This window comes from Streptomyces tauricus (genome assembly GCF_014650955.1).
Taxonomy (GTDB): domain Bacteria; phylum Actinomycetota; class Actinomycetes; order Streptomycetales; family Streptomycetaceae; genus Streptomyces; species Streptomyces tauricus.
In genome coordinates this window covers 62,548-86,760 of the sequence record NZ_BMVY01000003.1, presented here as the reverse complement: position 1 = coordinate 86,760, position 24,213 = coordinate 62,548, and the positions used below count along the sequence as shown (strand labels likewise).

Annotated in this window: 19 protein-coding genes; 9 read left to right on the top strand and 10 right to left on the bottom strand. The window is 71.3% G+C overall.

The window, feature by feature from the left end:
* Positions 1–3 precede the first annotated feature (3 nt).
* Together IE278_RS07475 and IE278_RS07470 are read right to left on the bottom strand one after the other, a co-directional pair.
* The gene (locus IE278_RS07475; RefSeq protein WP_189770046.1) at positions 4–615 is read right to left on the bottom strand and encodes a TetR/AcrR family transcriptional regulator; all 612 of its coding nucleotides are present in this window, start codon (positions 613–615) and stop codon (positions 4–6) included.
* A 153-nt stretch (positions 616–768) separates the two neighbouring features.
* Positions 769–1,554 (bottom strand): SDR family oxidoreductase, encoded by a 786-nt coding sequence (locus IE278_RS07470; protein ID WP_189770044.1) that lies wholly within the window; start codon positions 1,552–1,554, stop codon positions 769–771.
* 84 nt (positions 1,555–1,638) lie between these two features.
* On the opposite strand from IE278_RS07470, the gene IE278_RS07465 reads away from it, so the two are divergent.
* Both IE278_RS07465 and IE278_RS07460 read left to right on the top strand, forming a co-directional pair.
* On the top strand, positions 1,639–2,790 hold the full coding sequence (locus tag IE278_RS07465; protein WP_189770042.1) for an acyl-CoA dehydrogenase family protein: 1,152 nt from the start codon (positions 1,639–1,641) through the stop codon (positions 2,788–2,790).
* Complete coding sequence (locus tag IE278_RS07460; protein WP_189770040.1) at positions 2,790–3,833, top strand: acyl-CoA dehydrogenase family protein; 1,044 nt, start codon at positions 2,790–2,792, stop codon at positions 3,831–3,833. Before IE278_RS07465 ends, IE278_RS07460 begins: the two co-directional genes overlap by 1 nt.
* 14 nt (positions 3,834–3,847) lie before the next feature.
* On the opposite strand, the gene qcrB is transcribed toward IE278_RS07460, so the two are convergent.
* The 3 genes from qcrB to IE278_RS07445 all read right to left on the bottom strand — a co-directional run bounded on the left by qcrB (position 3,848) and on the right by IE278_RS07445 (position 7,220).
* On the bottom strand, positions 3,848–5,476 hold the full coding sequence (gene qcrB, locus IE278_RS07455) for a cytochrome bc1 complex cytochrome b subunit (protein ID WP_189770038.1): 1,629 nt from the start codon (positions 5,474–5,476) through the stop codon (positions 3,848–3,850).
* 410 nt (positions 5,477–5,886) lie between these two features.
* Positions 5,887–6,990 (bottom strand): hypothetical protein, encoded by a 1,104-nt coding sequence (locus tag IE278_RS07450; protein ID WP_189770036.1) that lies wholly within the window; start codon positions 6,988–6,990, stop codon positions 5,887–5,889.
* 11 nt (positions 6,991–7,001) lie between these two features.
* The gene (locus IE278_RS07445; RefSeq protein WP_189770034.1) at positions 7,002–7,220 is read right to left on the bottom strand and encodes a hypothetical protein; all 219 of its coding nucleotides are present in this window, start codon (positions 7,218–7,220) and stop codon (positions 7,002–7,004) included.
* 74 nt (positions 7,221–7,294) lie between these two features.
* On the opposite strand from IE278_RS07445, the gene IE278_RS07440 reads away from it, so the two are divergent.
* The gene (locus tag IE278_RS07440; protein ID WP_189770032.1) at positions 7,295–8,131 is read left to right on the top strand and encodes a chitosanase; all 837 of its coding nucleotides are present in this window, start codon (positions 7,295–7,297) and stop codon (positions 8,129–8,131) included.
* A 271-nt stretch (positions 8,132–8,402) separates the two neighbouring features.
* On the opposite strand, the gene IE278_RS07435 is transcribed toward IE278_RS07440, so the two are convergent.
* The 4 genes from IE278_RS07435 to IE278_RS07420 form a co-directional block, all read right to left on the bottom strand.
* The gene (locus IE278_RS07435; RefSeq protein ID WP_189770030.1) at positions 8,403–9,863 is read right to left on the bottom strand and encodes a glutamate synthase subunit beta; all 1,461 of its coding nucleotides are present in this window, start codon (positions 9,861–9,863) and stop codon (positions 8,403–8,405) included.
* Positions 9,856–14,451, bottom strand: coding sequence for a glutamate synthase large subunit (gene gltB / locus IE278_RS07430; RefSeq protein ID WP_189770027.1), 4,596 nt, complete (start codon positions 14,449–14,451; stop codon positions 9,856–9,858). The genes IE278_RS07435 and gltB overlap by 8 nt, the downstream gene beginning before the upstream one ends.
* Positions 14,452–14,536: 85 nt before the next feature.
* Positions 14,537–14,764 (bottom strand): hypothetical protein, encoded by a 228-nt coding sequence (locus IE278_RS07425; protein WP_189770025.1) that lies wholly within the window; start codon positions 14,762–14,764, stop codon positions 14,537–14,539.
* A 99-nt stretch (positions 14,765–14,863) separates the two neighbouring features.
* Positions 14,864–15,595: a VIT1/CCC1 transporter family protein gene (locus IE278_RS07420; RefSeq protein ID WP_189770489.1), complete on the bottom strand. Its 732-nt coding sequence runs from the start codon at positions 15,593–15,595 to the stop codon at positions 14,864–14,866.
* Positions 15,596–15,889: 294 nt separating this feature from the next.
* Here IE278_RS07420 and IE278_RS07415 point away from each other — a divergent pair, with 294 nt between their 5' ends.
* From IE278_RS07415 to IE278_RS07390, 6 genes are all read left to right on the top strand, one after another.
* Positions 15,890–16,897: an ADP-ribosylglycohydrolase family protein gene (locus IE278_RS07415; protein ID WP_189770023.1), complete on the top strand. Its 1,008-nt coding sequence runs from the start codon at positions 15,890–15,892 to the stop codon at positions 16,895–16,897.
* Complete coding sequence (locus IE278_RS07410; RefSeq protein ID WP_373311931.1) at positions 16,894–18,273, top strand: ADP-ribosylglycohydrolase family protein; 1,380 nt, start codon at positions 16,894–16,896, stop codon at positions 18,271–18,273. Before IE278_RS07415 ends, IE278_RS07410 begins: the two co-directional genes overlap by 4 nt.
* An 8-nt stretch (positions 18,274–18,281) precedes the next feature.
* On the top strand, positions 18,282–19,445 hold the full coding sequence (locus IE278_RS07405; protein WP_189770021.1) for an ADP-ribosylglycohydrolase family protein: 1,164 nt from the start codon (positions 18,282–18,284) through the stop codon (positions 19,443–19,445).
* Positions 19,442–20,869, top strand: coding sequence for an ADP-ribosylglycohydrolase family protein (locus IE278_RS07400; protein WP_189770019.1), 1,428 nt, complete (start codon positions 19,442–19,444; stop codon positions 20,867–20,869). The genes IE278_RS07405 and IE278_RS07400 overlap by 4 nt, the downstream gene beginning before the upstream one ends.
* Complete coding sequence (locus IE278_RS07395; RefSeq protein ID WP_189770017.1) at positions 20,866–22,086, top strand: CaiB/BaiF CoA transferase family protein; 1,221 nt, start codon at positions 20,866–20,868, stop codon at positions 22,084–22,086. The genes IE278_RS07400 and IE278_RS07395 overlap by 4 nt, the downstream gene beginning before the upstream one ends.
* 92 nt (positions 22,087–22,178) lie before the next feature.
* Positions 22,179–23,003: an HpcH/HpaI aldolase/citrate lyase family protein gene (locus tag IE278_RS07390; protein WP_189770015.1), complete on the top strand. Its 825-nt coding sequence runs from the start codon at positions 22,179–22,181 to the stop codon at positions 23,001–23,003.
* 67 nt (positions 23,004–23,070) lie between these two features.
* Here IE278_RS07390 and lgt read toward each other — a convergent pair whose 3' ends face one another.
* Positions 23,071–24,081: a prolipoprotein diacylglyceryl transferase gene (lgt, locus tag IE278_RS07385; protein WP_189770013.1), complete on the bottom strand. Its 1,011-nt coding sequence runs from the start codon at positions 24,079–24,081 to the stop codon at positions 23,071–23,073.
* Positions 24,082–24,213: the final 132 nt, after the last annotated feature.

Here is a 24,213-nt window from a genome sequence, read left to right as displayed (position 1 = left end):
CGATCAACTGCGTACGGCGATCCCGTCCAGCACCATCGACAGGTACTGGCGGGCGATCTCGTCCGGGCTGTGCTGTCCGCCGGGCCGGTACCAGGACGCGGCGACCCACACGGTGTCGCGCACGAACCGGTAGGTGAGCCGGATGTCGAGGTCGTCCCGGAAGACCTCGTCTGCCACGCCCCGTTCCAGCGTGGCGAGCCACGCCTTCTCGAACTTGCGCTGCGACTCGGCGAGGAACGCGAAGCGCTCCTGCGCGACGAGCTGCTTGGACTCCTTCTGGTAGATCGCGACGGCCGCGCGGTGCCGGTCGATCTCCCGGAACGACTCGGTGACCAGGGCCTCCAGCGTCTCGCGCGGGCCCAGTTCGGCGTCGAGGACGGTGTCGTAGCCGTCCCAGAGCTCGTCGAGGAAGGTCCGCAGGATCTCCTCCAGCATCGATTCCTTGGAGTCGAAGTGGTAGTAGAGGCTGCCCGCGAGCATGCCGGCGTGGTCCGCGATCTTGCGTACGGTGGTGGCGTTGTAGCCCTGCTCGGCGAAGACCTCGGCGGCGGTGCCGAGGAGTTCACGGCGCCGCTCGGGCGAGGCGGTCACCTGAGGCTTCTTCTTGGTAGGCACGGCCCCATTGTGGGCCGCGAACCCCTGATCCAAGGGCGCGGGGCGCAGCCCCCGCCCGTCCAGGGGCGCGGGGAACTGCGCGATCTTTGAGGCCGGCCCCCACGGGCCCGCAGACGCACCACCACGCCAACACGCCCCACCCCAGCGGAGCGCTCACGCATGTTGGCTGCTCACCGAGACCACCTCACCCGTCAGATACGACGCGTACCCGGACGCCAGGAACACGATCACATTGGCCACCTCCCACGGCTCGGCGTACCGCCCGAACGCCTCGCGGGCCGTCAGTTCCTCCAGCAGTTCGGGAGTCGTCACCTTCACCAGGTGGGGATGCATGGCGAGGCTCGGTGAGACGGCGTTGACCCGCACGCCGAATCCGGCCGCCTCCATCGCCGCGCACCGGGTCAGCGCCATCACGCCCGCTTTCGCCGCCGCGTAGTGCGCCTGACCGGCCTGGGCGCGCCACCCGACGACGGAGGCGTTGTTGACGATCACCCCGCCGTGGCCGCCGTCGCGGAAGGCGCGCAGGGCCGCCCGTACGCACCGGAACGTGCCGTTCAGTGTCACGTCGAGCACCCTCGACCACTGCTCGTCACTCATGTCGACGAGGTCCGACGTGCCGCCGAGGCCCGCGTTGTTGACCACGATGTCGAGTCGCCCGTGCAGCCGCCGGGCCGTGCCGAAGAGCGTCTGCACCTGGGCTTCGTCGGTGACGTCGCAGGCGAGCGCCGCGACCCCCTCGAACTCCGCCGCCAGCTCCGCCTCGTAGTCCTTGAGCCGTCGCTCGTGCGCGTCGCTGATCAGCACGCGCGCGCCCTCCTCCAGGAAGCGGCGGGCCGTGGCGCCGCCGATGCCCGCGCCGGCGGCGGCCGTGATGACGGCGGTGCGTCCCTCCAGCAGCCCGTGCCCGGGCTCGTACACCGGGCTCTCGACGTCTGTCATAGGGGCACGCTAACCTACCAAACAGTTGTTAGGGAAGGCTGCGTCGGGCGCCTCTCGGGAGCGTCGAGAGAGAGGAAGGTGATCGTGGATCTTACGTATTCTCCCGCTGACCAGGCGTTCCGTGCCGAGGCCAGGTCCTGGCTGGACGCGCATGTGCCGGCCGGGTCGCTGCCCTCCCTGGAAACCGAGGAGGGCTTCGCCGCCCACCGCGCCTGGGAGGCCGAACTCGCCGCGGACCGCTGGTCGGTGGTGTCCTGGCCGACCGCGTACGGCGGACGGGACTGCGGGCTCGTGCGGTGGCTGGTCTTCGAGGAGGAGTACTGGGCCGCGGGCGCCCCGGGCCGGGTCGGACAGAACGGCGTCAGCCTCCTCGCGCCGACCCTCTTCGACCACGGCACCGAGGAGCAGCGCGCGCGGATCCTGCCGCCGATGGGCCGCGGCGAGGTCGTCTGGGCGCAGGCCTGGTCCGAGCCGGAGGCGGGGTCCGATCTCGCCTCGCTCAGGTCCCGAGCGGTGCGTACGGCCGGCGGGTGGCTGCTGAGCGGGCAGAAGACATGGTCGTCGCGGGCCGCGTTCGCCGACCGCGCGTTCGGCCTGTTCCGCAGCGAGCCGGACACCCCGAAGCCTCATCAGGGCCTCACCTATCTGATGTTCGACCTGCGGGCGCCGGGCGTGACCGTCCGCCCGATCGGCCGCCTGGACGGGAAGCCGGCCTTCGCCGAACTCTTCCTGGACGAGGTGTTCGTACCGGACGAGGACGTGATCGGCGAGCCCGGGCAGGGCTGGCGGGTGGCGATGTCCACGGCGGGCAACGAACGCGGGCTGACGCTCCGCTCCCCCGGCCGTTTCCTGGCGTCGGCGGACCGGCTGGCCGCGTTGTGGGAGGAGCGCGGGCGGGACCCGTACACGCGTGACCGGGTGGCCGACGGGGTGATCGGCGCCCGCGCGTACCAGTTGTTCACGTACGCGGCGGCGTCCCGCTTCCTCGAAGGCGAGCCCCTCGGTCCGGAGTCCAGCCTGAACAAGGTCTTCTGGTCCGAGTACGACATCGCCCTGCACGAGACGGCGCTCGATCTGCTGGGCCCGGGAGGAGAGGTGGCGGACACCGACGGCGACGGAGGGTGGGGCGAGGGGTACGTGTTCTCGCTCGCGGGGCCCATCTACGCGGGCACGAACGAGATCCAGCGCGACATCATCGCCGAGCGGCTGCTCGGCCTGCCGAAGGGGCGCCGGTGATGCGTTTCCTCCTGGACGACGAACAGACCGCGTTCGCACGCTCGTTGGACGGCTTGCTGACGGCTGCGGACACGCCCGCGGTCGTACGGTCCTGGGGCGCCGGCGACCACGGGGCCGGACGTGCGCTGTGGTCGCGTATCGCGGAGCTGGGCGTGTTCGCGCTGGCGGTGCCCGAGGCGTACGAGGGGGTCGGGGCGCGGCCCGTCGAACTCGCCGTGGCGTTCGTGGAGCTGGGGCGGCATGCGGTGCCGGGGCCGGTGGTGGAGACGGTGGCGGCGGCCGCGCTGCTCTCCGAACCGGGGTTCTCTCATCTCGCGAAGAGGTTCCTGCCGGGGGTGGCCTCGGGGGAGACCGTCGTGACGGTGGCTCTGCCGGGTGGGGGGCCGTATGTCCTGGACGGGGACGTGGCGGATGTGGAGCTGAGGATGACCGGGGGTGGACGCGGGGGTGGATTCGGGGGTGAGGAGGGGCAGTTGTGGGGCGCGTCCGGGGCTCGGGAGGGGTCCCCGGATGTGCGGCGGTCTCTTGATCCTGCCCGGCGTCTCTGCGTACCCCGGTCCGGGGGTGAGCTTCTGGCGGCCGGGCCCCGGGTCGGCGCGGGTGTCGCCGACGCGGTGCGCTGGGCGCGGCTCGCGACCGCCGCGCAGGCGCTCGGGGTGGGGCTCGCCCTGCTCGACAGGACCGTGGCGTATGTGAAGCAGCGCCGGCAGTTCGGTGTGCCCGTCGGGTCGTTCCAGGCGGTGCGGCACCGGCTGGCCGACGCGAAGATCGCGCTGGAGTTCGCTCGTCCGCTGGTCTTCGGTGCCGCGGTGTCCATGGAGCCGGCCGACCTCGCCGCGGCCAAGGTCGTGGCCTGCGAGGCGGCTTATGCGACGGCCCGTACGGCGCTGCAGTTGCACGGCGCGATCGGGTACACCGCGGAGTACGACCTCTCGCTGTGGCTGGGCAGGGCTCGGGCGCTGCGTTGTGTCTGGGGGAGCCCTGGTGAGTGTCGAGGGGTGGTGTTGGGGGGTGGTGGTGATGATGGTGCTGGGGTCGGCTGATCGGCTCGGGGCGGTCAGTGGTGGTCGTCGCTGCTTGTCAGTTCTCTGTATTCCTGTGCGGTCGGTTTGGGGATGTGCGCGTTCTGGCCGTACATCGCGTGGGCCAGGCGCGCGCGGAGGCGTCGGGTCGGGCCGGCCTTGCGTTCCACGCCGTTCGCGTCCACCAGCGGGCCCACGTCGTACGGCGGATCCTGGTCGTGCTGGGTGAGGGTGAACCGCTGGGCCTGGCTGAGGGGTTCGTGCACCTCTACGTACTCGCCGTGCGGCAGCCTTTTGATCGTGCCGGACTCCCTGCCGTGCAGCACCTTGTCCCTGTCGCGGCGTTGGAGGCCGAGACAGATTCGCTTGGTGACGATGAAGGCGAGGATCGGTACGAGGAAGAAGGCGATCCGTACGAACCAGGTGATCGCGTTGATCGACAGATGGAGGTGGGTGGCGACGATGTCGTTGCCACCACCGATGAGGAGTACGGCGTACAGACTCAGCCAGGCGACGCCCAGTGCGGTGCGGGTGGGGACGTTGCGGGGGCGGTCGAGGATGTGGTGCTCGCGTTTGTCGCCGGTGATCCACGCTTCTACGAACGGGTAGACGCCGATGGCCAGCAGGATCAGCGGGAAGAGGGAGAAGGGGATGAAGACGCCCAGTTCCAGGGTGTGGCCCCAGGCGTTGATCTCCCATCCCGGCATCACCCGGATCAGGCCCTCGGAGAAGCCGAGGTACCAGTCGGGCTGCGCGCCGGTGGTGACGAGGTCCGGGCGGTAGGGGCCGAACGCCCACACGGGGTTGATGGTGGCGAGCGCGCCCATCATCGACAGGACGCCGAAGACCAGGAAGAAGAAGCCGCCGGCCTTGGCCATGTAGACCGGCATGAACGGCATGCCGACGACCGATTTCTGGTCGCGGCCGGGCCCGGGGTACTGCGTGTGCTTGTGGTAGAAGACCAGGATCAGATGGGCCACGACCAGACCGAGCATGATCCCGGGCAGGAGCAGGACGTGGACCGGGAAGAGACGGGCGATGATGTCGTGGCCCGGGAACTCTCCTCCGAAGAGGAAGAAGGACAGGTACGTGCCGACGACGGGCACGGACAGGAGCGCGCCCTGCGCGAAGCGGATGCCGGTGCCGGAGAGCAGGTCGTCGGGGAGCGAGTAGCCGGTCAGGCCGGTGATGATGCCGAGGAACAACAGGGTCCAGCCGAAGAGCCAGTTCAGTTCGCGGGGCTTGCGGAACGCGCCGGTGAAGAACACGCGCATCATGTGGACGAGCATTCCGGCAACGAAGACGAGTGCTGCCCAGTGGTGGATCTGGCGGATCAGGAGTCCGCCGCGTACGTCGAAGCTGATGTCGAGGGTGGACTCGTACGCCCTGGTCATGACGATGCCGTTGAGGGGTTCGTACGAGCCGTTGTAGACGACTTCCACGCCGCTCGGTTCGAAGAAGAGGGTGAGGTAGACGCCGGTGAGGATGAGGATGAGGAAGCTGTAGAGGCAGATCTCGCCGAGCATGAAGGACCAGTGGTCCGGGAACACCTTGCGCATCTGGGTCTTGGCGAGGGTGTAGATGCCTAGGCGGCCGTCTGCCCAGTCCGCCAGGCGCTCGCCGGTGGCGGGTTCTGCCGGGCGTTTCGCGTTCCGTCCGTTCATGTGACCCCTGCCTCCCCATAGGCTCCGTTCAGAGTGGCACGGGGCTCTGCGTTGGCGAAGGGGTTGTTCGGTCCGGCATTCGGCCGGTTGTCGGTTGTCGGTGGCGGCTTGTCACGCCGTTCCTCGCGCCCCTGGGTGCGTGGGTGGGTCGGGGGCGCGACGGGACATCCGGTCGCCGCTCTCGCAAAGTCGGGTGGACGCGTGCTGCCGCGGCGCCCGGACGTCCCGACACGCCCCCTCACTCCCGATGTCGGCTGACCCGTTGTCGGGTCGCGGAGGGAGAGTTCGGGAGCCTGGCTCGGAGCTCGGAGCTCGGAGCTCGGGGCTCGGGGCTCAGGGCTCAGGGCTCAGGGCTCAGGGCTCGGGGGTCAGGGGTAGGGTCGATGGCGTTCGGTTGGCGGGTTCGTGTGTTAACCCGCCCTGCGTGCCCTGAACGTCGGTAGTTCGGAGAGGCGTTCGCGGGTCGGGTCGTCCATCAGCTCGACCAGCGGGTGCACCAGTTCCCAGAGGTTTTCCTTGTCGGCCCCTCGGGCCAGCGCGTCGAGGCCCGCGTCGTCGAGGGAGCCGGCGACGCGCGCCACGATCCGCCGCGCGGTGGGCGGCAGCACTCCCACCATGGGCAGGAAATCCGCCCAGAGGCCGGTCGCCACGACCCCTCGGACCAGGCCGCTCAGCACGGTGGGATCCCGCAGGGCGGGCAGCGCGGCCACAGCCCGTAGTTCGCTCTCGCTCAGCAGGGACACGATCGGCAGCAGGGACTCCCACAGGTCCTGCTCGGCGGTGGCGTGGATCAGGGAGTCGAGGCGGGTCTCGGGCTGCGCGGCGGTCAGCGAGGCTATCCGGGCCCGCTGTTCGCCTGCCGCCATGCTCGCGACCGCCATGGCCTCGGGCCACAGGTCGTGGTCCGCGGCGGCCGCGATGACGGCGGAGATCCGTTCGTCGTCGAGCAGTTCGACGATGTGTCCGAGCCGTTCGGGGTGGTCGATGACGAAGCCCGTGCGCAGCAGAGTCGTTTCGTCCAGCTGCGGCAGGATGCTTTTCAGCGCCGAGTCCCCCAGATGGCCGACGAACCGGCCCATCGTGAGGTGGTCGCCGCGCTCGGCGAGGACGAGGGCGATGCGTACGACGATGTCGTCGTCCAGCCTGCCCATGATCGCGGCGATGCGGCGCGGGTCGACGTGGTGGCAGCAGCGGGCCGTGAACTCGGCCGGGAGTCTGTCGATGATGTCGGCCGCGCGGGCCGGTTCGAGGCGGCCGGCGAGCGCGGCGGCCAGGCGCGGGCCGAGCGCCTTCTGTGCGATGCCCGCGGCGACCGTGGCGGGCAGCAGTTTCGTCAGGGCGGCTATGCGGTCGAGCCGGGCGGGGTCCTCGTCGAAGAGCGCCGCGACGACCCGTTCGCGGAAGAGGCGTACGTCGTCGACGGGCAGCTCTTCGAGGAACGCCAGTTGCCGTGGCTCGACGTCCAGCAGCCGGGCGAGCTTGAGGGTCTCGGCTCTGCCGCGCAGTGTGTCCATGCGGATTCCCCTCAGCGGAAGAGCATCCGGCGGACAGGTTCCCTGGTCAGGGCTGGTACGAGGGTGAGGGCGTCCTCGACGGACTCGTCCAGTCCTGAGGCTCGGCGCTCCCGTGCCCGGCGCAGTGCCTGGGTGAGCAACAGGGCCTGCGGGTCGTCCAGTTCGTTGAAGCCGTCCGGTAGTGGACCGCCCAACTCCGCCCGCAGCGGCGCCAGTTCCTCCGCGCTCACAGGTCCTCCCCCGTTGTTCACAGATTGTCCACCCGATGCGGCACGGCACCCTGCGGCGATCGTACTCTTTGCTCATGAAACGCGCTGGCCGTCTGTTGTTCGCCGTCGTCCCTCTTGTCGCGGTGGCGGCCTGCTTCGCGGTGCCCGGGCAGAGCGATGACGGTTCGCGTTCTGACTCCCGGAGCGCCGCTCCCGACGCCGGTGCGGCCGGCCTCGACGCGCCGGAGAAGAAGGAGCTGGCGCAGCGGATCGTGTCCAGCGCCGAGAACTCCAGCCTGGACTGGCGTGCGCAGTACGGGTACATCGAGGACATCGACGACGGTCGCGGGTACACGGCGGGCATCATCGGCTTCACCACCGGGACGCATGATCTGCTCGTGCTGGTCGAGCGTTATACGAAGTCGCATCCGGGCAAGGGCAATGCGCTGGCGCGTTATCTGCCCGCTCTGCGGGAGGTCGACGGGTCCGAGTCCCATGAGGGGCTGGGGTCCGGGTTCGTCTCGGCGTGGAAGGCGGAGTCGCGGAAGGCGGCCTTTCAGCGGGCGCAGGACTCCGAGCGGGACCGGGTGTACTTCGACCCGGCGGTCCGTCTCGCGCGGCGGGACGGGCTGGGGGTGCTGGGGCAGTTCATCTACTACGACGCGATGGTGATGCACGGGCCCGGGAGCGATCCGGGGTTCTACGGGATTCGTGAGCGGGCTGTCGCGCAGGCGGATACTCCTGCGGAGGGCGGCGAGGAGAAGGCGTACCTCGACATCTTCCTTGATGTGCGGCGGAAGACGATGAAGGACGAGGGGCGGGATACGTCGCGGGTGGATACGGCTCAGCGGCGATTCCTGTACGACGGGAATCTGGACCTTGACACTCCGTTGAAGTGGAAGGTCTACGGCCAGTCCTACGAGATCAAGTAGCCGGCCTTTCCCTCGCCCCCGCCGCCCCTACCCATTCCCGTCCACGCCTGGGGGCTCCGCCCCCTCCCCCCCCCATTGCGCAGTTCCCCGCGCCCCTAGGTACCTAGGGGCGCGGGGAACTGCGCAGGCTTTTGCGCCCGCACCTACCGGACCGCGGGCGGAAACCCGGGCGGACGCACCACGGCGCCCGCCAAGTCCGGTCGGGGACAAGGGCAGGCGCCGCGCTCAGTTCCGTACACCGTTGTACGGGACGTATGGGGGGGGACGGACCTCAGACCATCAAGGAGCGGTCCGTCGGACGGACCGGCGCCGGGAGTTCGCTGACGCCGGTCAGGAAGCGGTCGACCCCGCGGGCGGCCGAGCGGCCCTCCGCGATGGCCCACACGATGAGGGACTGGCCGCGCCCGGCGTCACCGGCGACGAACACGCCGGGAACGTTGGTCGCGTAGTCGCCGTCGCGCGCGATGTTGCCGCGCTCGTCCAGGTCGAGGGCGAACTGGGAGACCAGCCCGTTCTCCTGGTCGGTGCCGGTGAAGCCCATCGCGAGGGTGACGAGCTGGGCGGGGATCTTGCGCTCCGTGCCCGGCTTGGGGGTGAGCTTGCCGTCGATGAACTCGACCTCGCCGAGGTGCAGCCACTGCACGTTGCCGTCCTCGTCGCCCTCGAAGTGGGTGGTGGAGACGGAGTAGACCCGCTCGCCGCCCTCCTCGTGCGCGGAGGTCACCTTGTAGAGCATGGGGAACGTCGGCCAGGGCTGGTGCGGAGCGCGGTCCTCGCCCGGCTGGGGCATGATCTCCAGCTGGGTGACGCTGGCCGCGCCCTGGCGGTGGGCGGTGCCCACGCAGTCGGCGCCGGTGTCGCCACCGCCGATGACGACGACGTGCTTGCCCTCGGCGGTGATGGGAGGCGCCACGAAGTCGCCCTCCTGCACCTTGTTGGCGAGCGGCAGGTACTCCATGGCGAAGTGGATGCCGTTCAGCTCGCGGCCGGGGACCGGCAGGTCGCGGGAGACGGTGGCGCCGGCGGCGATGACCACGGCGTCGTACCGCTTGCGCAGGTCGGTGGCCTTGAGGTCACGGCCGATCTCGATGCCGGTACGGAAGCGGGTGCCCTCCGCGCGCATCTGCTCGATGCGGCGGTTGATGTGCCGCTTCTCCATCTTGAACTCGGGGATGCCGTAGCGCAGGAGGCCGCCGACGCGGTCGGCGCGCTCGTAGACGGCGACCGTGTGGCCGGCGCGGGTGAGCTGCTGTGCGGCGGCGAGGCCGGCCGGGCCGGAGCCGATGACGGCGACCGTCTTGCCGGAGAGGCGCTCGGGGGCCTGGGGGACGACGTCGCCGGTGTCCCACGCCTTGTCGATGATCGAGACCTCGACGTTCTTGATGGTCACGGCGGGCTGGTTGATGCCCAGCACGCACGCCGACTCGCAGGGAGCCGGGCACAGCCGCCCGGTGAACTCCGGGAAGTTGTTCGTGGCGTGCAGCCGCTCGGAGGCGGCGGACCAGTCCTCGCGGTACGCGAAGTCGTTCCACTCGGGGATGAGGTTCCCGAGCGGACAGCCGTTGTGGCAGAAGGGGATGCCGCAGTCCATGCAGCGCGAGGCCTGCGTGGGGATGATCGGGAGGAGGGAGCCGGGGACGTAGACCTCGTTCCAGTCCCGGACGCGCTCCTCGACGGGGCGGGTCCTGGCGACCTCTCGGCCGTGGTTCAGAAAGCCCTTGGGATCAGCCATTGGTCGCCGCCTCCATCATCTTCTCGGTGATCGCGGACTCGTCGAGTCCCGCTCGCTCGGCGGCGTCCTTGGCGGCGAGCACTGCCTTGTACGTGCTGGGGATGATCTTGCTGAAGCGGTCCACGGCGGTGTCCCACTCGGCGAGGAGCTTCTCGGCGACGGTGGAGGCCGTCTCCTCCTGGTGCCGGCGCACGACGTCGTGCAGCCACTGCTTGTCGGTGTCGTCGAGGGCTTCGACCGCGCCGAGGTTGCCCGCGTTGACGTTGTCGAGGTCGAGGTCGATGACGTACGCGATGCCGCCCGACATACCGGCCGCGAAGTTGCGGCCCGTCTCGCCGATGACGACGGCGTGGCCACCGGTCATGTACTCGCAGCCGTGGTCGCCCACGCCCTCGGCGACCACGGTCGCACCGGAGTTGCGGACGCAGAAGCGCTCGCCGGTACGGCCCCGCAGGAAGAGCTCGCCGCCTGTGGCGCCGTACGCGATGGTGTTGCCCGCGATGGTGGAGAACTCGGCGAGGTGGTCGGCGCCCCGGTCGGGACGGACGATCACCCGGCCGCCGGAGAGGCCCTTGCCGACGTAGTCGTTGGCGTCGCCCTCCAGGCGCAGCGTCACACCGCGCGGCAGGAAGGCGCCGAAGGACTGGCCCGCGGAACCGGTGAAGGTGATGTCGACGGTGTCGTCGGGCAGGCCCGCGCCGCCGAACTTCTTCGTCACCTCGTGGCCGAGCATGGTGCCGACCGTGCGGTTGATGTTGCGGATGGCGACCTGGGCGCGGACCGGCTGGGCGTCGTTGGCGCCGGTCGCGTTGAGGGCGTCGGCGGCGAGCTTGATCAGCTCGTTGTCGAGCGCCTTCTCCAGACCGTGGTCCTGCTCGATGGTCTGGTGGAGGGACGCGCCCTCGGGCAGCTCGGGCACGTAGAAGAGCGGGGCCAGGTCCAGGCCCTGCGCCTTCCAGTGGTCTATGGCGCGGGCGACGTCGAGCGCCTCGGCGTGGCCGACGGCCTCCTCGATGCTGCGGAAGCCCAGCTCGGCGAGGATCTCGCGGACCTCTTCGGCGATGAACTTGAAGAAGTTGACGATGTACTCGGCCTTGCCGGTGAACCGGTCCCGCAGGACGGGGTTCTGGGTGGCGATGCCGACCGGGCAGGTGTCGAGGTGGCAGACGCGCATCATGACGCAGCCGGAGACGACGAGCGGCGCGGTCGCGAAACCGAACTCCTCGGCGCCGAGCAGCGCGGCGATGACGACGTCACGGCCGGTCTTCAGCTGGCCGTCGGTCTGTACGACGATCCGGTCGCGCAGGCCGTTCAGGAGCAGCGTCTGCTGGGTCTCGGCGAGGCCCAGCTCCCAGGGACCGCCCGCGTGCTTGAGCGAGGTGAGCGGGGAGGCGCCCGTACCGCCGTCGTGGCCGGAGATCAGGACGACGTCCGCGTGGGCCTTGGAGACACCCGCGGCGACCGTGCCGACGCCGACCTCGGAGACCAGCTTCACGTGGATCCGCGCCTGCGGGTTCGCGTTCTTCAGGTCGTGGATCAGCTGGGCGAGGTCTTCGATGGAGTAGATGTCGTGGTGCGGGGGCGGGGAGATGAGGCCCACGCCCGGGGTGCTGTGCCGGGTCTTGGCGACCCACGGGTAGACCTTGTGGCCGGGCAGCTGGCCGCCCTCGCCGGGCTTGGCGCCCTGCGCCATCTTGATCTGGATGTCGTCCGCGTTGACCAGGTACTCGGAGGTGACGCCGAAGCGGCCGGAGGCGACCTGCTTGATGGACGAGCGGCGCGCCGGGTCGTAGAGGCGGTCCGGGTCCTCGCCGCCCTCACCGGTGTTGGACTTGGCGCCCAGCTGGTTCATGGCGATGGCGAGCGTCTCGTGGGCTTCCTTGGAGATGGAGCCGTACGACATGGCGCCGGTGGAGAAGCGCTTGACGATCTCGCTGACCGGCTCGACCTCGTCGATCGAGATGGGCTCGCGGCCCGAGTTGAAGCCGAACAGGCCGCGCAGCGTCATGAGGCGCTCGGACTGCTCGTTCACACGGTCCGTGTACTTCTTGAAGATGTCGTAGCGGTTGCTGCGCGCCGAGTGCTGGAGGCGGAAGACCGTCTCGGGGTCGAACAGGTGCGGCTCGCCCTCGCGGCGCCACTGGTACTCGCCGCCTATGTCGAGGGCGCGGTGCGCGGGCGCGATGCCGCTGGCCGGGTACGCCTTCGCGTGGCGGGCGGCGACCTCCTTGGCGACGACGTCGATGCCGACGCCGCCGATCTTGGTGGCGGTGCCCTTGAAGTACTTCTGTACGAAGGCCGCGTCCAGGCCGACGGCCTCGAAGACCTGGGCGCCGCGGTAGGAGGCGACGGTCGAGATGCCCATCTTGGACATGACCTTGAGGACGCCTTTGCCGAGCGCGTAGATCAGGTTGCGGATGGCCTGCTCGGACTCGATGCCCGGGAGGAACGTGCCCGCCCTGACCAGGTCCTCGACGGACTCCATCGCCAGGTACGGGTTGACGGCCGCGGCGCCGAAGCCGATGAGGAGGGCCACGTGGTGGACCTCGCGGACGTCGCCCGCCTCGACCAGCAGGCCCACCTGGGTGCGCTGCTTGGTGCCGATGAGGTGGTGGTGGACGGCGGCGGTGAGCAGCAGCGAGGGGATCGGCGCGTGCTCGGCGTCGGAGTGCCGGTCCGAGAGGACGATCAGACGGGCGCCGTTCTCGATGGCGGCGTCGGCCTCGGCACAGATCTCCTCGATGCGGGCGGCGAGGGATTCGCCGCCGCCGGAGACGCGGTACAGGCCGGAGAGCGTCGCGGCCTTCATGCCGGGCATGTCGCCGTCGGCGTTGATGTGGATGAGCTTGGCCAGCTCGTCGTTGTCGATCACCGGGAAGGGCAGGGTGACGCTTCGACAGGAGGCGGCGGTCGGCTCCAGCAGGTTGCCGGCGGGGCCCAGCGAGGAGCGCAGCGAGGTGACGAGCTCCTCGCGGATGGCGTCCAGCGGCGGGTTGGTGACCTGCGCGAACAGCTGGGTGAAGTAGTCGAAGAGCAGCCGGGGGCGCTCGGACAGGGCCGCGATCGGCGAGTCCGTGCCCATGGAGCCGAGCGGCTCGCCGCCGGTCTTGGCCATCGGGGCGACGATGACGCGCAGCTCTTCCTCGGTGTAGCCGAAGGTCTGCTGGCGGCGGGTGACCGAGGCGTGGGTGTGCACGATGTGCTCGCGCTCGGGCAGGTCGGAGAGCTCGATCTCGCCGGCTTCCAGCCACTCCGCGTACGGGTTCTCGGCGGCGAGTCCTGCCTTGATCTCGTCGTCCTCGATGATGCGGTGCTCGGCGGTGTCCACGAGGAACATCCGGCCGGGCTGCAGGCGGCCCTTGCGGACGACCTTCGCGGGGTCGATGTCGAGGACGCCGACCTCGGAGCCGAGGACGACGAGGCCGTCGTCGGTGACCCAGTAGCGGCCGGGGCGCAGGCCGTTGCGGTCGAGGACCGCGCCGACCTGGGTGCCGTCGGTGAAGGTGACGCAGGCCGGGCCGTCCCAGGGCTCCATCATCGTGGCGTGGAACTGGTAGAAGGCGCGGCGGGCCGGGTCCATGGAGGCGTGGTTCTCCCAGGCCTCCGGGATCATCATCAGCACGGAGTGCGGGAGGGACCGGCCGCCGAGGTGCAGCAGCTCCAGGACCTCGTCGAAGGAGGCGGAGTCGGACGCGTCGGGCGTGCAGATCGGGAAGATCCGGTCGAGGCTGTCCTGCTCGCCGAACAGGTCGGAGACGAGCTGGGACTCCCGGGCCGCCATCCAGTTGCGGTTGCCCTTGACCGTGTTGATCTCGCCGTTGTGCGCGACGAAGCGGTACGGGTGGGCGAGCGGCCAGCTCGGGAAGGTGTTGGTGGAGAACCGGGAGTGCACGAGCGCGATCGCGGAGGCGAAGCGGCGGTCGGACAGGTCCGGGAAGAAGGGCTCCAGCTGGCCGGTGGTCAGCATGCCCTTGTAGACGATGGTGCGGGCGGAGAGCGACGGGAAGTACACGCCGACCTCGCGCTCGGCACGCTTGCGCAGCGCGAACGCCTTGCGGTCGAGGTCGATGCCCTGGCTGGATCCGTCCGCCACGAAGACCTGCCGGAAGTGCGGCATCGTCGAGCGGGCGGTGGCGCCGAGGAGTCCGGGGGCGACCGGGACCTCACGCCAGCCGAGCACCGTGAGGTTCTCCTCGGCGGCGATCGTCTCGATCCGTGAGACGGCGTCGGCGAGGGTCTCCTCGGGCAGGAAGGCGATGCCGACCGCGTACGAGCCGGCCTCGGGCAGCTCGAATTCGGCCACCTCGCGGAAGAAGGCGTCGGGGACCTGGGACAGGATGCCCGCGCCGTCCCCGGAGTCGGGTTCCGAGCCGGTCGCGCCGCGGTGCTCCAGGTTGCGGAGCACGGTCAGCGCCTGTTCGACCAGCGCGTGGCTCGCCTCACCGGTGAGGGTCGCCACGAAGCCGACGCCGCAGGCGTCGTGCTCGTTGCGCGGGTCGTACATTCCCTGCGCGGCAGGGCGAGCATCCATGAAGGACCAGTTCTGGCCATTCTCGGAGTGCTGGGACGGCTGGCGCGGCGTACGCATCGGCTCTCCCGTCGTCGTCGTGTCTGGGGGGCACCTCCCAGGCCTTGAGGCTCTGGGGGCAAGTGCCGAGGGACGACGTTGGCCCTTAGCGAGAGTGCAAAATTTCGTGCAGGTTACATGATGGAGCGGTTCTCGTGAACCGGATACCGCGTTCCAGCATGCGGACGCCGCGGGTCGCGGCGAGGCGCCGCTCGTGGCGGCTGAAAAAGGGAGCCTTTTCGGTCAGATCCATGACCGTCGGCCCGATCGCGGCAGGCAACGTCACCTGCTGCTCATGATGTGCGTGTGGCGCGGCGCGGGCGTCGTTGCCCACGGCGCTTACGGCTCATGCCCAATGGTTAAGCGTTCGAAACCGCCGAGTAACGACTACTTATGCAGTCCCTTGCATAGGTGCGCGATCAGGCGATGCCGGTCATCCTACGGCCGATCCGAAGAAACTGCCCAGGGCGTACGTCACACCGGCCGCGGCCCCACCCAGCGCGAGCTGTCGCAGCCCGCTGAACCACCACGACCTGGCGGTCACCTTGGCGACGATCGCACCGCAGGCGAACAGCCCGAGGGCGGCGAGGAGCAGGGCGGGCCAGAGAGCGGCGGCCCCCAGCAGGTACGGGAGGACGGGGAGCAGGGCGCCCAGGGCGAACGCGCCGAAGCTCGACACGGCGGCGACGACCGGCGAGGGCAGGTCGCCGGGGTCGATGCCCAGCTCCTCCCGCGCATGGATCTCCAGCGCCTGTTCGGGATCCCGGGACAGCTGCCGGGCGACCTCACCGGCGAGGGCGGGCTCGACGCCACGGGCCTCGTAGAGCAGCGCCAGCTCGCGCTCCTCGTCCTGCGGGTGCTTGCGCAACTCCCGCCGCTCGACGTCGAGTTCGGCCTCGACGAGTTCGCGCTGCGAGGCGACGGAGGTGTACTCGCCCGCGGCCATGGAGAAGGCGCCCGCGGCCAGCCCCGCGAGCCCCGTGATGACGACGGTCCGGTGGGAGACGTCGCCGCCCGCCACACCGGTCATCAGCGCGAGGTTGGAGACGAGGCCGTCCATCGCGCCGAAGACGGCCGGGCGCAGCCACCCGCCGTTCACGTCCCGGTGGGTGTGGTTGTCGCGGTGCGCCTCGTGCAGCGCGGCCTCGGTCTCGATGATGGCCATGCGGGTGTCCCCCAGGTGCTCGTTCACTGCTTGTCTGGACTTCTTCTACTTTTGGACAACTGCGAACCTACGCCTGAAATTCCGCCCCCGCCAGCAAGGAAGGCCGTACTTACCTGCACGTTCACCCCTATTCGCTCATCCGTGCGGACCTGCGCACGAATGTCGACCGGGTGACTCTGCGGCGCGTGAGGCTCCGGTGGACCCCCACGGGGGGACACATCCGCAAAGGGGCTCCCGATCGGCCTGCGTCTGGCCTCTCGATCACCTGGGACCCCGTGACGGAGAGGGCCCGCCATGGCATCGATCGCCTGCGTTCCGCCGGTACCGGCGCCCGGGGACGCCACCGCTCTCCGCGAACGGGCACGCGGCGCCCTGCTCGGACTCGCGGTGGGGGACGCGCTGGGGGCACCGGCCGAGAACATGAAACCGTCCGAGATCCGCGCACGCTGGGGCCGCATCACGGGATACGTGGCCGAGCACCCGGCCGGCACCGACGACACCGAGTACGCGATCTTCTCGGGCCTGCTGCTGGCCCGGCACGGCTCGGCGCTCACGGTCGCCCACGTGGAGGCGGCCTGGCACCAGTGGATCGCGGACCGGGACGAGGGGCCGTTCCGGGGTGCGGGCTTCAGCGAACGGGGCACGCTGGAGAACCTGCGCCGGGGGCTCGCCGCCCCCATCTCCGCCCAGCACCGACACGCCTGGAGCGACGGCCTCGCCATGCGGGCGGCCCCCTTCGGGGTCTTCGCCGCGGGCCGCCCCGCGGAGGCGGCACGGCTGGTGGCGATCGACGGCTCGGTGAGCCACGACGGCGAGGGCATCTACGGCGGCCAGGCCGTCGCGGCGGGCGTCGCGGCGGCGATGGCGGGCGCCCCCACGATCGTCGTCGTCGCCTCCGCCCTCGCCGTGATCCCCGACGACTCCTGGACGGCCCGCTCGCTGCGCAGGGCGGTGGCCTGCGCACACCGCGGCGAACGCGCGGTCCGCTCGGCGGTCGTCATCGGCGGCTACCCGTGGACGGACCTGGCCCCCGAGGCCGTCGCCCTGGCCTTCGGCGCGTACGCGGCGGCCGACGGCGACTTCGAGGAGGCCGTCCTCACGGCGGTCAACATGGGCCGCGACGCCGACACGACGGCGGCGGTGGCGGGCGCCCTGGCCGGCGCCACGCGCGGCGCCGCCGCGATCCCACCCGCCTGGGCGGCGGCGATCGGCCCCGCGAAGGGCAGCTGCCTCCCCTCCATGCGCGGCCACCACGTCCTGGACGTAGCAGACCTACTGACCCCACCAGAGGAAACCCAATGACCCCCACCCCACCCTTCACCGCCCCAGAGGCGCGAGGAACCGCGCACCCAGCCCCCACTCACCTAGGGGCGCGGGGAACGGCGCACTCAACCCTCACCGACCCACACCCGACAAACCCACCTCCACCCCCGACCCACCCAGGGGCGCGGGGAACCGCGCACTCCGCCACAACGGCACCGCCCCTCTCAGGGGCGCGGGGAACGGCGCGACACACCACAACGGCGCCGCACCCGAAGCCCGCCCCCACACCCCCGCGCCGCATCGAAGGCCTCCTCCTCGGCCTGGCCGCAGGCGACGCCGCCGGCTGGCCCGCAGCCCGCCACAGAGCGACCCGCATGCCCGAATGGACAAGACGCCTCACCCGCGAACTGGACACCTTCGCCGAACAGAACGCGACCACCACCCTCCCCGTCCCCATCGCCCTCAACCAACCCCCGGAACCCCTCAGACTCGGCCCCTCGGACGACGCCGAGTGGGCGGCCTTCGCCGCGGAGGCGGTCCTACGCGCCGCGGACGCCGCCGCACTGGGCGACCTCAGCCGAGACCGCCGCATGCGCGCGGCCATCGACCTCTCCTGGAACGCCATCGCCAGCGAGGTCGCCGCCGCAGCGGACCGCGCCCCCGAGGTCGAGTCGGCCGTACTCCCCCTGCGGGCCCGCATCTCCGTGCGCGCGGGCCTCGGCAACCTCGCCACCGGCCTGCGCCCGCCCGCCTCGGGCCACGACAACCCCCACTACTTCGACGACGCGGCCTGCGTACGGGCCTGCGTCCTGGCGATCGCCCACGCCGGGGACCCCCGGTCCGCCGCGGAACTCGCCGAGTTCGACGCCCGCTACACCCAGGACGGCGACGGCGTGCACGGCGCCCGCGCGATGGCCGCGGCCGTCGCCCTCGCACTGAGCGGCGCCGACGTGGACGCCTGCGCGCAAGCGGCCCTCGCCGAACTCCCGGACGCCACGGAGATCGGCCGCAACGCCCGCCACGCCCTCGCCCTGGCCCGCGCCTCCGAGGCGGACGGGCACGGTGCCTTCGGCCTCGTCCCCCTCCTGGAACACCAGATCGTCGACCACGTCTACAGCTACGGCATCGCCGCCGCCGAGACCGTCCCAGTCGCCCTGGCCCTCGCCGTAGCCGCCCGCGGCCGGATCGCGGAGGCGGTGCCCGCGGCGGCGTGTCTGTCGCGGGTCGCGGACTCGGCCCCGGCCCTCGCCGGCGCGCTGACCGGCGCACTCGGCGGCGGCACGGCCATCCCCGCCGCCTGGCGCGACGCCTGCCGCACCCTCTCCGGCTGCACGCTGCCGCGCCTGACCGGCACGGACCTCATCGGACTCGCCGATCTGCTGGAAGCGACGGAACTGGCCCTCCCGGAGGGATGATTCGGGTCATGACACCCAAAACAGCCGAAACGAAACCGCGAACAGCGGCCCTCGACGAACGGATCACCGGAGCCCTCGTCGGAGCCGCCGTCGGCGACGCGCTCGGCGGCCCCGTGGAGGGCTACTCCCCCGAGCAGATCACCGAACGGCACGGCGGACGCGTCCACGGCGTCGTCGGCCCCTGGCACGGCGACGACTGGCGCACGGCCCGCCCCGTCGCCCCGTACCACAAGGGCGACGGACACGTCACCGACGACACCTTGATGACGCACGCGCTGGTACGGGTCTACGCGACGGTCCGCGACCACCTGGACGCGTACGCCGTCGCCGGACACCTGGTGCCCGACCTGATGACGACGCCCCGCTGGATCCCGGAACTCGAAGCGGACGCCCTGCCCCTCCAGCGCATCTTCCTCGCCGAGAAGTGGCTGGTGGCCCGCATCCACTACGGTCATGTGGACCCGCGCGAGGCCGGCACCGGCAACATCGTCAACTGCGGGGCCGCGATGTACATGGCCCCGGTCGGCCTGGTCAACGCGGCGAACCCGGCGGGCGCGTACGCCGAGGCCCTCGACATCGCGGGCGCCCACCAGTCGTCGTACGGGCGTGAGGCGGCCGGTGTCTTCGCGGCGGCCGTGTCGGCGGCCTGCACCCCGGGCGCGACCCCGGACTCGGTGGTCGAGGCCTGTCTCGCCGTGGCGAAGGACGGCACACGGGCCGCGATCGAGACGGTCTGCGACACGGCCACGCGGTACTCGGACTTCGAGTCGGCGCTGCGTCCGCTGCGCGAGGCGGTCGCCCCGTACGACACGGTCGGCCCGGACTACCGCACCCCCTCCCTCGGCGCGCGCCGCCCGTCCCGCATCCACTCCATCGAGGAACTCCCGGTGGCGCTGGCGATGTTGCTGGTCTCCGGCGGCGACTACCGGCACGCGGTACTGGGCTCGGTGAACTACGGCCGCGACTGCGACTCGATCGCCACGATGTCCGGCGCGCTCGCGGGCGCCCTGGGCGCGGAGATCCCGTCCGACTGGGCCAAGACGGTCGCGGAGGCCAGCCGCCTGGACCTCCAGGCGCCCGCGAGGACCCTCACCGAGGTGACCCAGGAGATCTTCACCCGGGACGTCACCCGCCGCCGCGCCCACGAGAAGGCGTACGCGGAGCTGTCATGACTCCTCCTCTGCGTCTGACGTGGGTCCAGCCGGAAGACCTCCTGGGCCACGAACTCCGCCAAGCCCAGGAGGACGGCCGACACCCCGCGGCCATCGCGGCCCGCTGGCACAGAGCGGGCGGCCCCCATTGCCCCCACAGAGCAGGCGCCTCCCCCCACCCGGCCTCCCCCTACCTACGAGCCCTGTCCCAAGACCTCCTGGACGAACTGTCAGACCTGCCGAGCACGTTGACCCACAAAGAGCCGACGGACTTCGCCCAGATCCAAGCTCTCTGCACGGCCGACCTCAGCCGAAAGCCGGGGAGCGTGGGGGCGCAGCCCCCACTTTCGGGAAGGGGCGGGTCCGGGGAAGGAACAGCCCTGCACGCAGCCTGGCTGGGCAGAGCCGCCGGCTGCCTCCTGGGCAAACCCGTGGAGAAACTCCCCCTGAAAGGCATCCGCCAACTCGCCGAGGCCACCGGCAACTGGCCCCTCACCACCTGGTTCACAGACCGCGGCCTGCCCCCCGACCTCAAAGCGGAGTACCCCTGGAACCGCCGCTCCGTCTCCACCTCCCTAGCCGAGAACATCGACGGCATGCCGGAGGACGACGACCTCAACTACCCCCTCCTGAACCTCCTCCTTCTCCAGCGCCACGGCAGGGACTTCACCACCACGGACGTGGCCCGCCTCTGGCTGGACGAACTCCCGGCGGGCCGTACGTTCACGGCGGAACGCGTCGCCTACCGCAACCTCCTCGACGGCATCGAACCCCCGCACACCGCCCGCCACCGCAACCCGTTCCGCGAGTGGATCGGCGCCCTGATCCGCGCGGACGTCCACGGCTGGACCAACCCCGGCGACCCCGGGGCCGCCGCGGAACAGGCGTACCGGGACGCCGTCCTCACCCACACCGCCAACGGCGTCTACGCGGCGATGTTCACGGCGGCCGTCATCGCGGAAGCGGCCACGGGCAGGAGCGACATCCACACCTGCCTCCGTACGGGCCTGACCGTCGTCCCGCCGGACTCCCGCCTGGCCCGAGCGATCCACCACGCCGTCCAACTGGCCGGGCAGCACCAGGACTTCGACCGAGTCGTCGACGACCTGCACGCCACCCACTCCGCCTACCACTGGGTGCACGCCGTCCCCAACACGGCCCTGCTCGCCGCCGCCCTCACCCACGCGGACGGCGACTTCACGGCCTCCATCTGCCGTGCGGTGTCGGGTGGTTGGGACACCGACTCGAACGGCGCGACGGCCGGTTCGATCGCGGGCCTGCTCGCGGGCGCCCCGGAAGCACTTCCGTCCCGCTGGACGACCCCCCTGAAGAACCGCCTGGCCACGACCATCGGCGACTTCGACGGAACAGGCTTCGACTCCCTCGCCGAACTGACCGCCCGCCTGGCCGCCCGCCCCAGCCCCCCGGAGGCCCCACACCCATGACGCCCACGCCCACCCCCGCGACCGCCCCCGTCTCCACCCCCCTCGAAGGCCTCCGTGTCCTCGACCTGGCGACCCTCTTCGCCGGCCCCCTCGCCGCCACGATGCTCGGCGACTTCGGCGCGGAGGTCGTCAAGGTCGAGCACCCCCGCAGACCGGACCCGTCCCGCGGCCACGGCCCGTCGAAGGACGGCATCGGCCTCTGGTGGAAACTCCTCGGCCGCAACAAACGCACGATGACCCTGGACCTCTCCACGTACGGCGGCCGTGACACGCTCCTGCGCCTCGCCGCCTCCGCCGACGTGATCATCGAGAACTTCCGGCCGGGCACCCTGGAGAAATGGGACCTCGGCTGGGAGGAGCTGTCGGCCGCGAACCCCCGCCTGGTCCTCGCCCGGGTCACCGGCTTCGGCCAGTTCGGCCCGTACTCCCGGCGCCCCGGTTTCGGCACGCTCGCCGAGGCGATGAGCGGGTTCGCCGCGATCACCGGTGAACCGGACGCCCCGCCGGTCCTGCCGCCCTTCGGCCTCGCCGACTCGATCGCGGGCCTGGCCACGGCGTACGCGGTGATGACGGCGCTGGCGGCCCGCGACCGCACGGGCCGCGGGCAGGTCGTGGACATGGCGATCATCGAGCCGATCCTCACGGTGCTGGGCCCGCAGCCGCTCTGGTACGACCAGTTGGGCCATGTCCAGGCCCGTACCGGCAACCGCTCGCAGAACAACGCGCCGCGCAACACCTACCGCACCGCCGACGGCACCTGGGTCGCCGTCTCGACGTCCGCCCAGTCGGTCGCCGAACGCGTGATGTGCCTGGTCGGCCGCCCCGAGCTGATCACCGAACCGTGGTTCGCCACGGGCGCGGACCGGGCCCGCCACACCGACGTCCTCGACGAGGCGGTCGGCACGTGGATCGCCCGGCACACCCGCGCCGACGTCATCGACGCCTTCGAGAAGGCGGAGGCGGCGGTCGCGCCCGTCCAGGACGTACGCGACGTCATGGAGGACCCGCAGTACGCGGCTCTCGACTCGATCACCACCGTCGACGATCCCGAACTGGGCCCGCTGCGTATGCAGAACGTCCTCTTCCGCCTCACCGACACCCCCGGCGGGATCCGCTGGGCCGGCCGCCCGCACGGCGCCGACACGGACGCGGTCCTCACCGAACTCGGCCTGACGGACGACGACATCACCAAACTCCGGGCGGAGGGCGCCCTGTGACCACCCAGGCCACTCAGGCCACTCAGGCCACTCAGGCCACTCAGGCCACTCAGCCCACACAACCCCCGCAGACCACGCAGACCACGCAGCCGATGAGGGAGGTGCCGCTGACCTGGCTGTACGTCCCCGGCGACCGCCCCGAGACGATGGCCAAGGCACTGGCCGCCGACGCCGACGTGGTCCTCGTCGACCTGGAGGACGCGGTCGCCCCCGACCGCAAGGAGTACGCCCGCGCCGCCACCGCCGACCTCCTGGCCGAGCCGCCCCCGGTCCCGGTCCACGTCCGCGTCAACGCCCTGGACGGCCCGGAGTTCGCGGCCGACCTCGCCGCCCTCCACGCCCTCGCCCCACTCGGAACCCTCGCGGGCCTGCGCCTGCCGAAGGTCTCCTCCCCCGCCCAGATCCTGCGTACGGCGGACCGCGCGCCGCACCTCCCCCTGTACGCCCTCCTGGAATCGGCCCTCGGCGTCGAACACGCCTACGCCATCGCCACCGCCCATCCCGCCCTGCGCGGCATCGCGCTCGGCGAGACCGACCTACGGGCCGACCTGGGCGTACGCGCCGACGCGGGCCTCGACTGGCCGCGCTCCCGAGTGGTCCTGGCCGCCCGCGCGGCGGGCCTCGCCCCACCGCCCCAGTCCGTCCACCCCGATGTACGCGACCTCGACGGCCTCGCCGCGTCCTGCGCCCACGGCCGTGCCCTGGGCTTCTTCGGCCGCGCGGCCATCCACCCCCGGCAGCTCCCGGTGATCGAGGCGGCCTATCTCCCGACGCCGCAGGAGATCGAGACGGCCGAGACGATCCTCGGTGCGGCGGCCGGCCGGCCCGGCGCCCAGGCCCTCCCCGACGGCCGCTTCATCGACCCGGCGGTGGTGGCGGGGGCGCACCGCACCCTGGCGCTGGCCCGCCGCACGTAGGGACCGCGGGTACGTGGAAGGGGGCGCCCCAGATCCTGGGGCGCCCCCTTCCACGTACCCGAAGTGGTCAGGCCTTCTTGGCCGACTCGGCCTCGCCCTTCACCTCTGCCTCGTCCTCCGTCTTGTCCTCCGCCTTGTCTTCTTCCTTGGCCTCCGCCTTCTGCTCGGCGGAGTCGGCACTCTCGGTGTCGTCCTCGGACTTCTTGTCCAGGTCCACCGCCGTGCCGTCCTCGTCCGTGCCGGCCTCGTCCGTGTCGTCGGGCGCGTTCGGCTCGACGACCTCCTCGCGGCCCGGCCTGCGTCGCGCCGACAGCACGATGTAGAGCACGGCGAGGACGAAGACGACGATCGAGGTCCAGCCGTTCAGACGCAGGCCCAGGAAGTGGTGGGCCTCGTCGACGCGCATGTACTCGATCCAGAAGCGGCCCACGCAGTACGCGGCGACGTACAGCGCGAAGGCGCGGCCGTGGCCGAGCTTGAAGCGGCGGTCGGCCCAGATGACGAGGACCGCGACACCGATGCACCACAGCGACTCGTACAGGAACGTCGGGTGGTAGTAGCCGGGCTCGCGGCCGTCCGTCACGGACGTGATGTGCAGCGCCCAGGGCAGATCGGTCTCGCGCCCGTACAGCTCCTGGTTGAACCAGTTGCCCCAGCGGCCGATGGCCTGCGCGAGGGCGATGCCGGGGGCGAGGGCGTCGGCCCAGGCGGGCAGCGGGATGCCGCGGCGGCGGCAGCCGATCCAGGCACCGACCGCGCCGAGCGCGATGGCCCCCCAGATGCCGAGGCCGCCCTCCCAGATCTTGAAGGCGTCGACCCAGTCCTGACCGTCGCTGAAGTACAGCTGGTAGTCGGTGATGACGTGGTAGAGCCGCCCGCCGACGAGGCCGAAGGGCACGGCCCACACGGCGATGTCGGCCACGGTGCCTGGCCGGCCCCCGCGCGCGACCCAGCGCCTGTTGCCGAGCCAGACGGCTACGAAGACGCCGATGATGATGCAGAACGCGTAGCCACGCAGCGGAATGGGGCCGAGGTGCAGCACACCGCGCGAGGGGCTGGGGATATAGGCAAGTTCCATGGCGGAGTCGACGCTACCCTGCCGGGCGGCACGTACGGCAACCCGCCCGGGCTACGGGTCCATAACGAGACGGGGCGAGGCCGCCGGGGCCCGGCCGGGGGGGGGCACACCCGGCCGGGCCGCCCGCCGGGC

Excerpts from the sequence above, each read along its gene's own strand:
- IE278_RS07435 (WP_189770030.1), bottom strand. The coding sequence starts at position 9,863 with ATGGCTGATCCCAAGGGCTTTCTGAACCACGGCCGAGAGGTCGCCAGG.
- qcrB (WP_189770038.1), bottom strand. The coding sequence starts at position 5,476 with ATGAACGGACGGAACGCGAAACGCCCGGCAGAACCCGCCACCGGCGAG.
- IE278_RS07415 (WP_189770023.1), top strand. The coding sequence starts at position 15,890 with ATGGCATCGATCGCCTGCGTTCCGCCGGTACCGGCGCCCGGGGACGCC.
- gltB (WP_189770027.1), bottom strand. The coding sequence starts at position 14,451 with ATGCGTACGCCGCGCCAGCCGTCCCAGCACTCCGAGAATGGCCAGAAC.
- IE278_RS07440 (WP_189770032.1), top strand. The coding sequence starts at position 7,295 with ATGAAACGCGCTGGCCGTCTGTTGTTCGCCGTCGTCCCTCTTGTCGCG.
- IE278_RS07460 (WP_189770040.1), top strand. The coding sequence starts at position 2,790 with ATGCGTTTCCTCCTGGACGACGAACAGACCGCGTTCGCACGCTCGTTG.
- IE278_RS07420 (WP_189770489.1), bottom strand. The coding sequence starts at position 15,595 with ATGGCCATCATCGAGACCGAGGCCGCGCTGCACGAGGCGCACCGCGAC.
- IE278_RS07400 (WP_189770019.1), top strand. The coding sequence starts at position 19,442 with ATGACTCCTCCTCTGCGTCTGACGTGGGTCCAGCCGGAAGACCTCCTG.
- IE278_RS07470 (WP_189770044.1), bottom strand. The coding sequence starts at position 1,554 with ATGACAGACGTCGAGAGCCCGGTGTACGAGCCCGGGCACGGGCTGCTG.
- IE278_RS07395 (WP_189770017.1), top strand. The coding sequence starts at position 20,866 with ATGACGCCCACGCCCACCCCCGCGACCGCCCCCGTCTCCACCCCCCTC.
- IE278_RS07450 (WP_189770036.1), bottom strand. The coding sequence starts at position 6,990 with ATGGACACACTGCGCGGCAGAGCCGAGACCCTCAAGCTCGCCCGGCTG.
- IE278_RS07390 (WP_189770015.1), top strand. The coding sequence starts at position 22,179 with ATGAGGGAGGTGCCGCTGACCTGGCTGTACGTCCCCGGCGACCGCCCC.
- IE278_RS07410 (WP_373311931.1), top strand. The coding sequence starts at position 16,894 with ATGACCCCCACCCCACCCTTCACCGCCCCAGAGGCGCGAGGAACCGCG.
- lgt (WP_189770013.1), bottom strand. The coding sequence starts at position 24,081 with ATGGAACTTGCCTATATCCCCAGCCCCTCGCGCGGTGTGCTGCACCTC.
- IE278_RS07405 (WP_189770021.1), top strand. The coding sequence starts at position 18,282 with ATGACACCCAAAACAGCCGAAACGAAACCGCGAACAGCGGCCCTCGAC.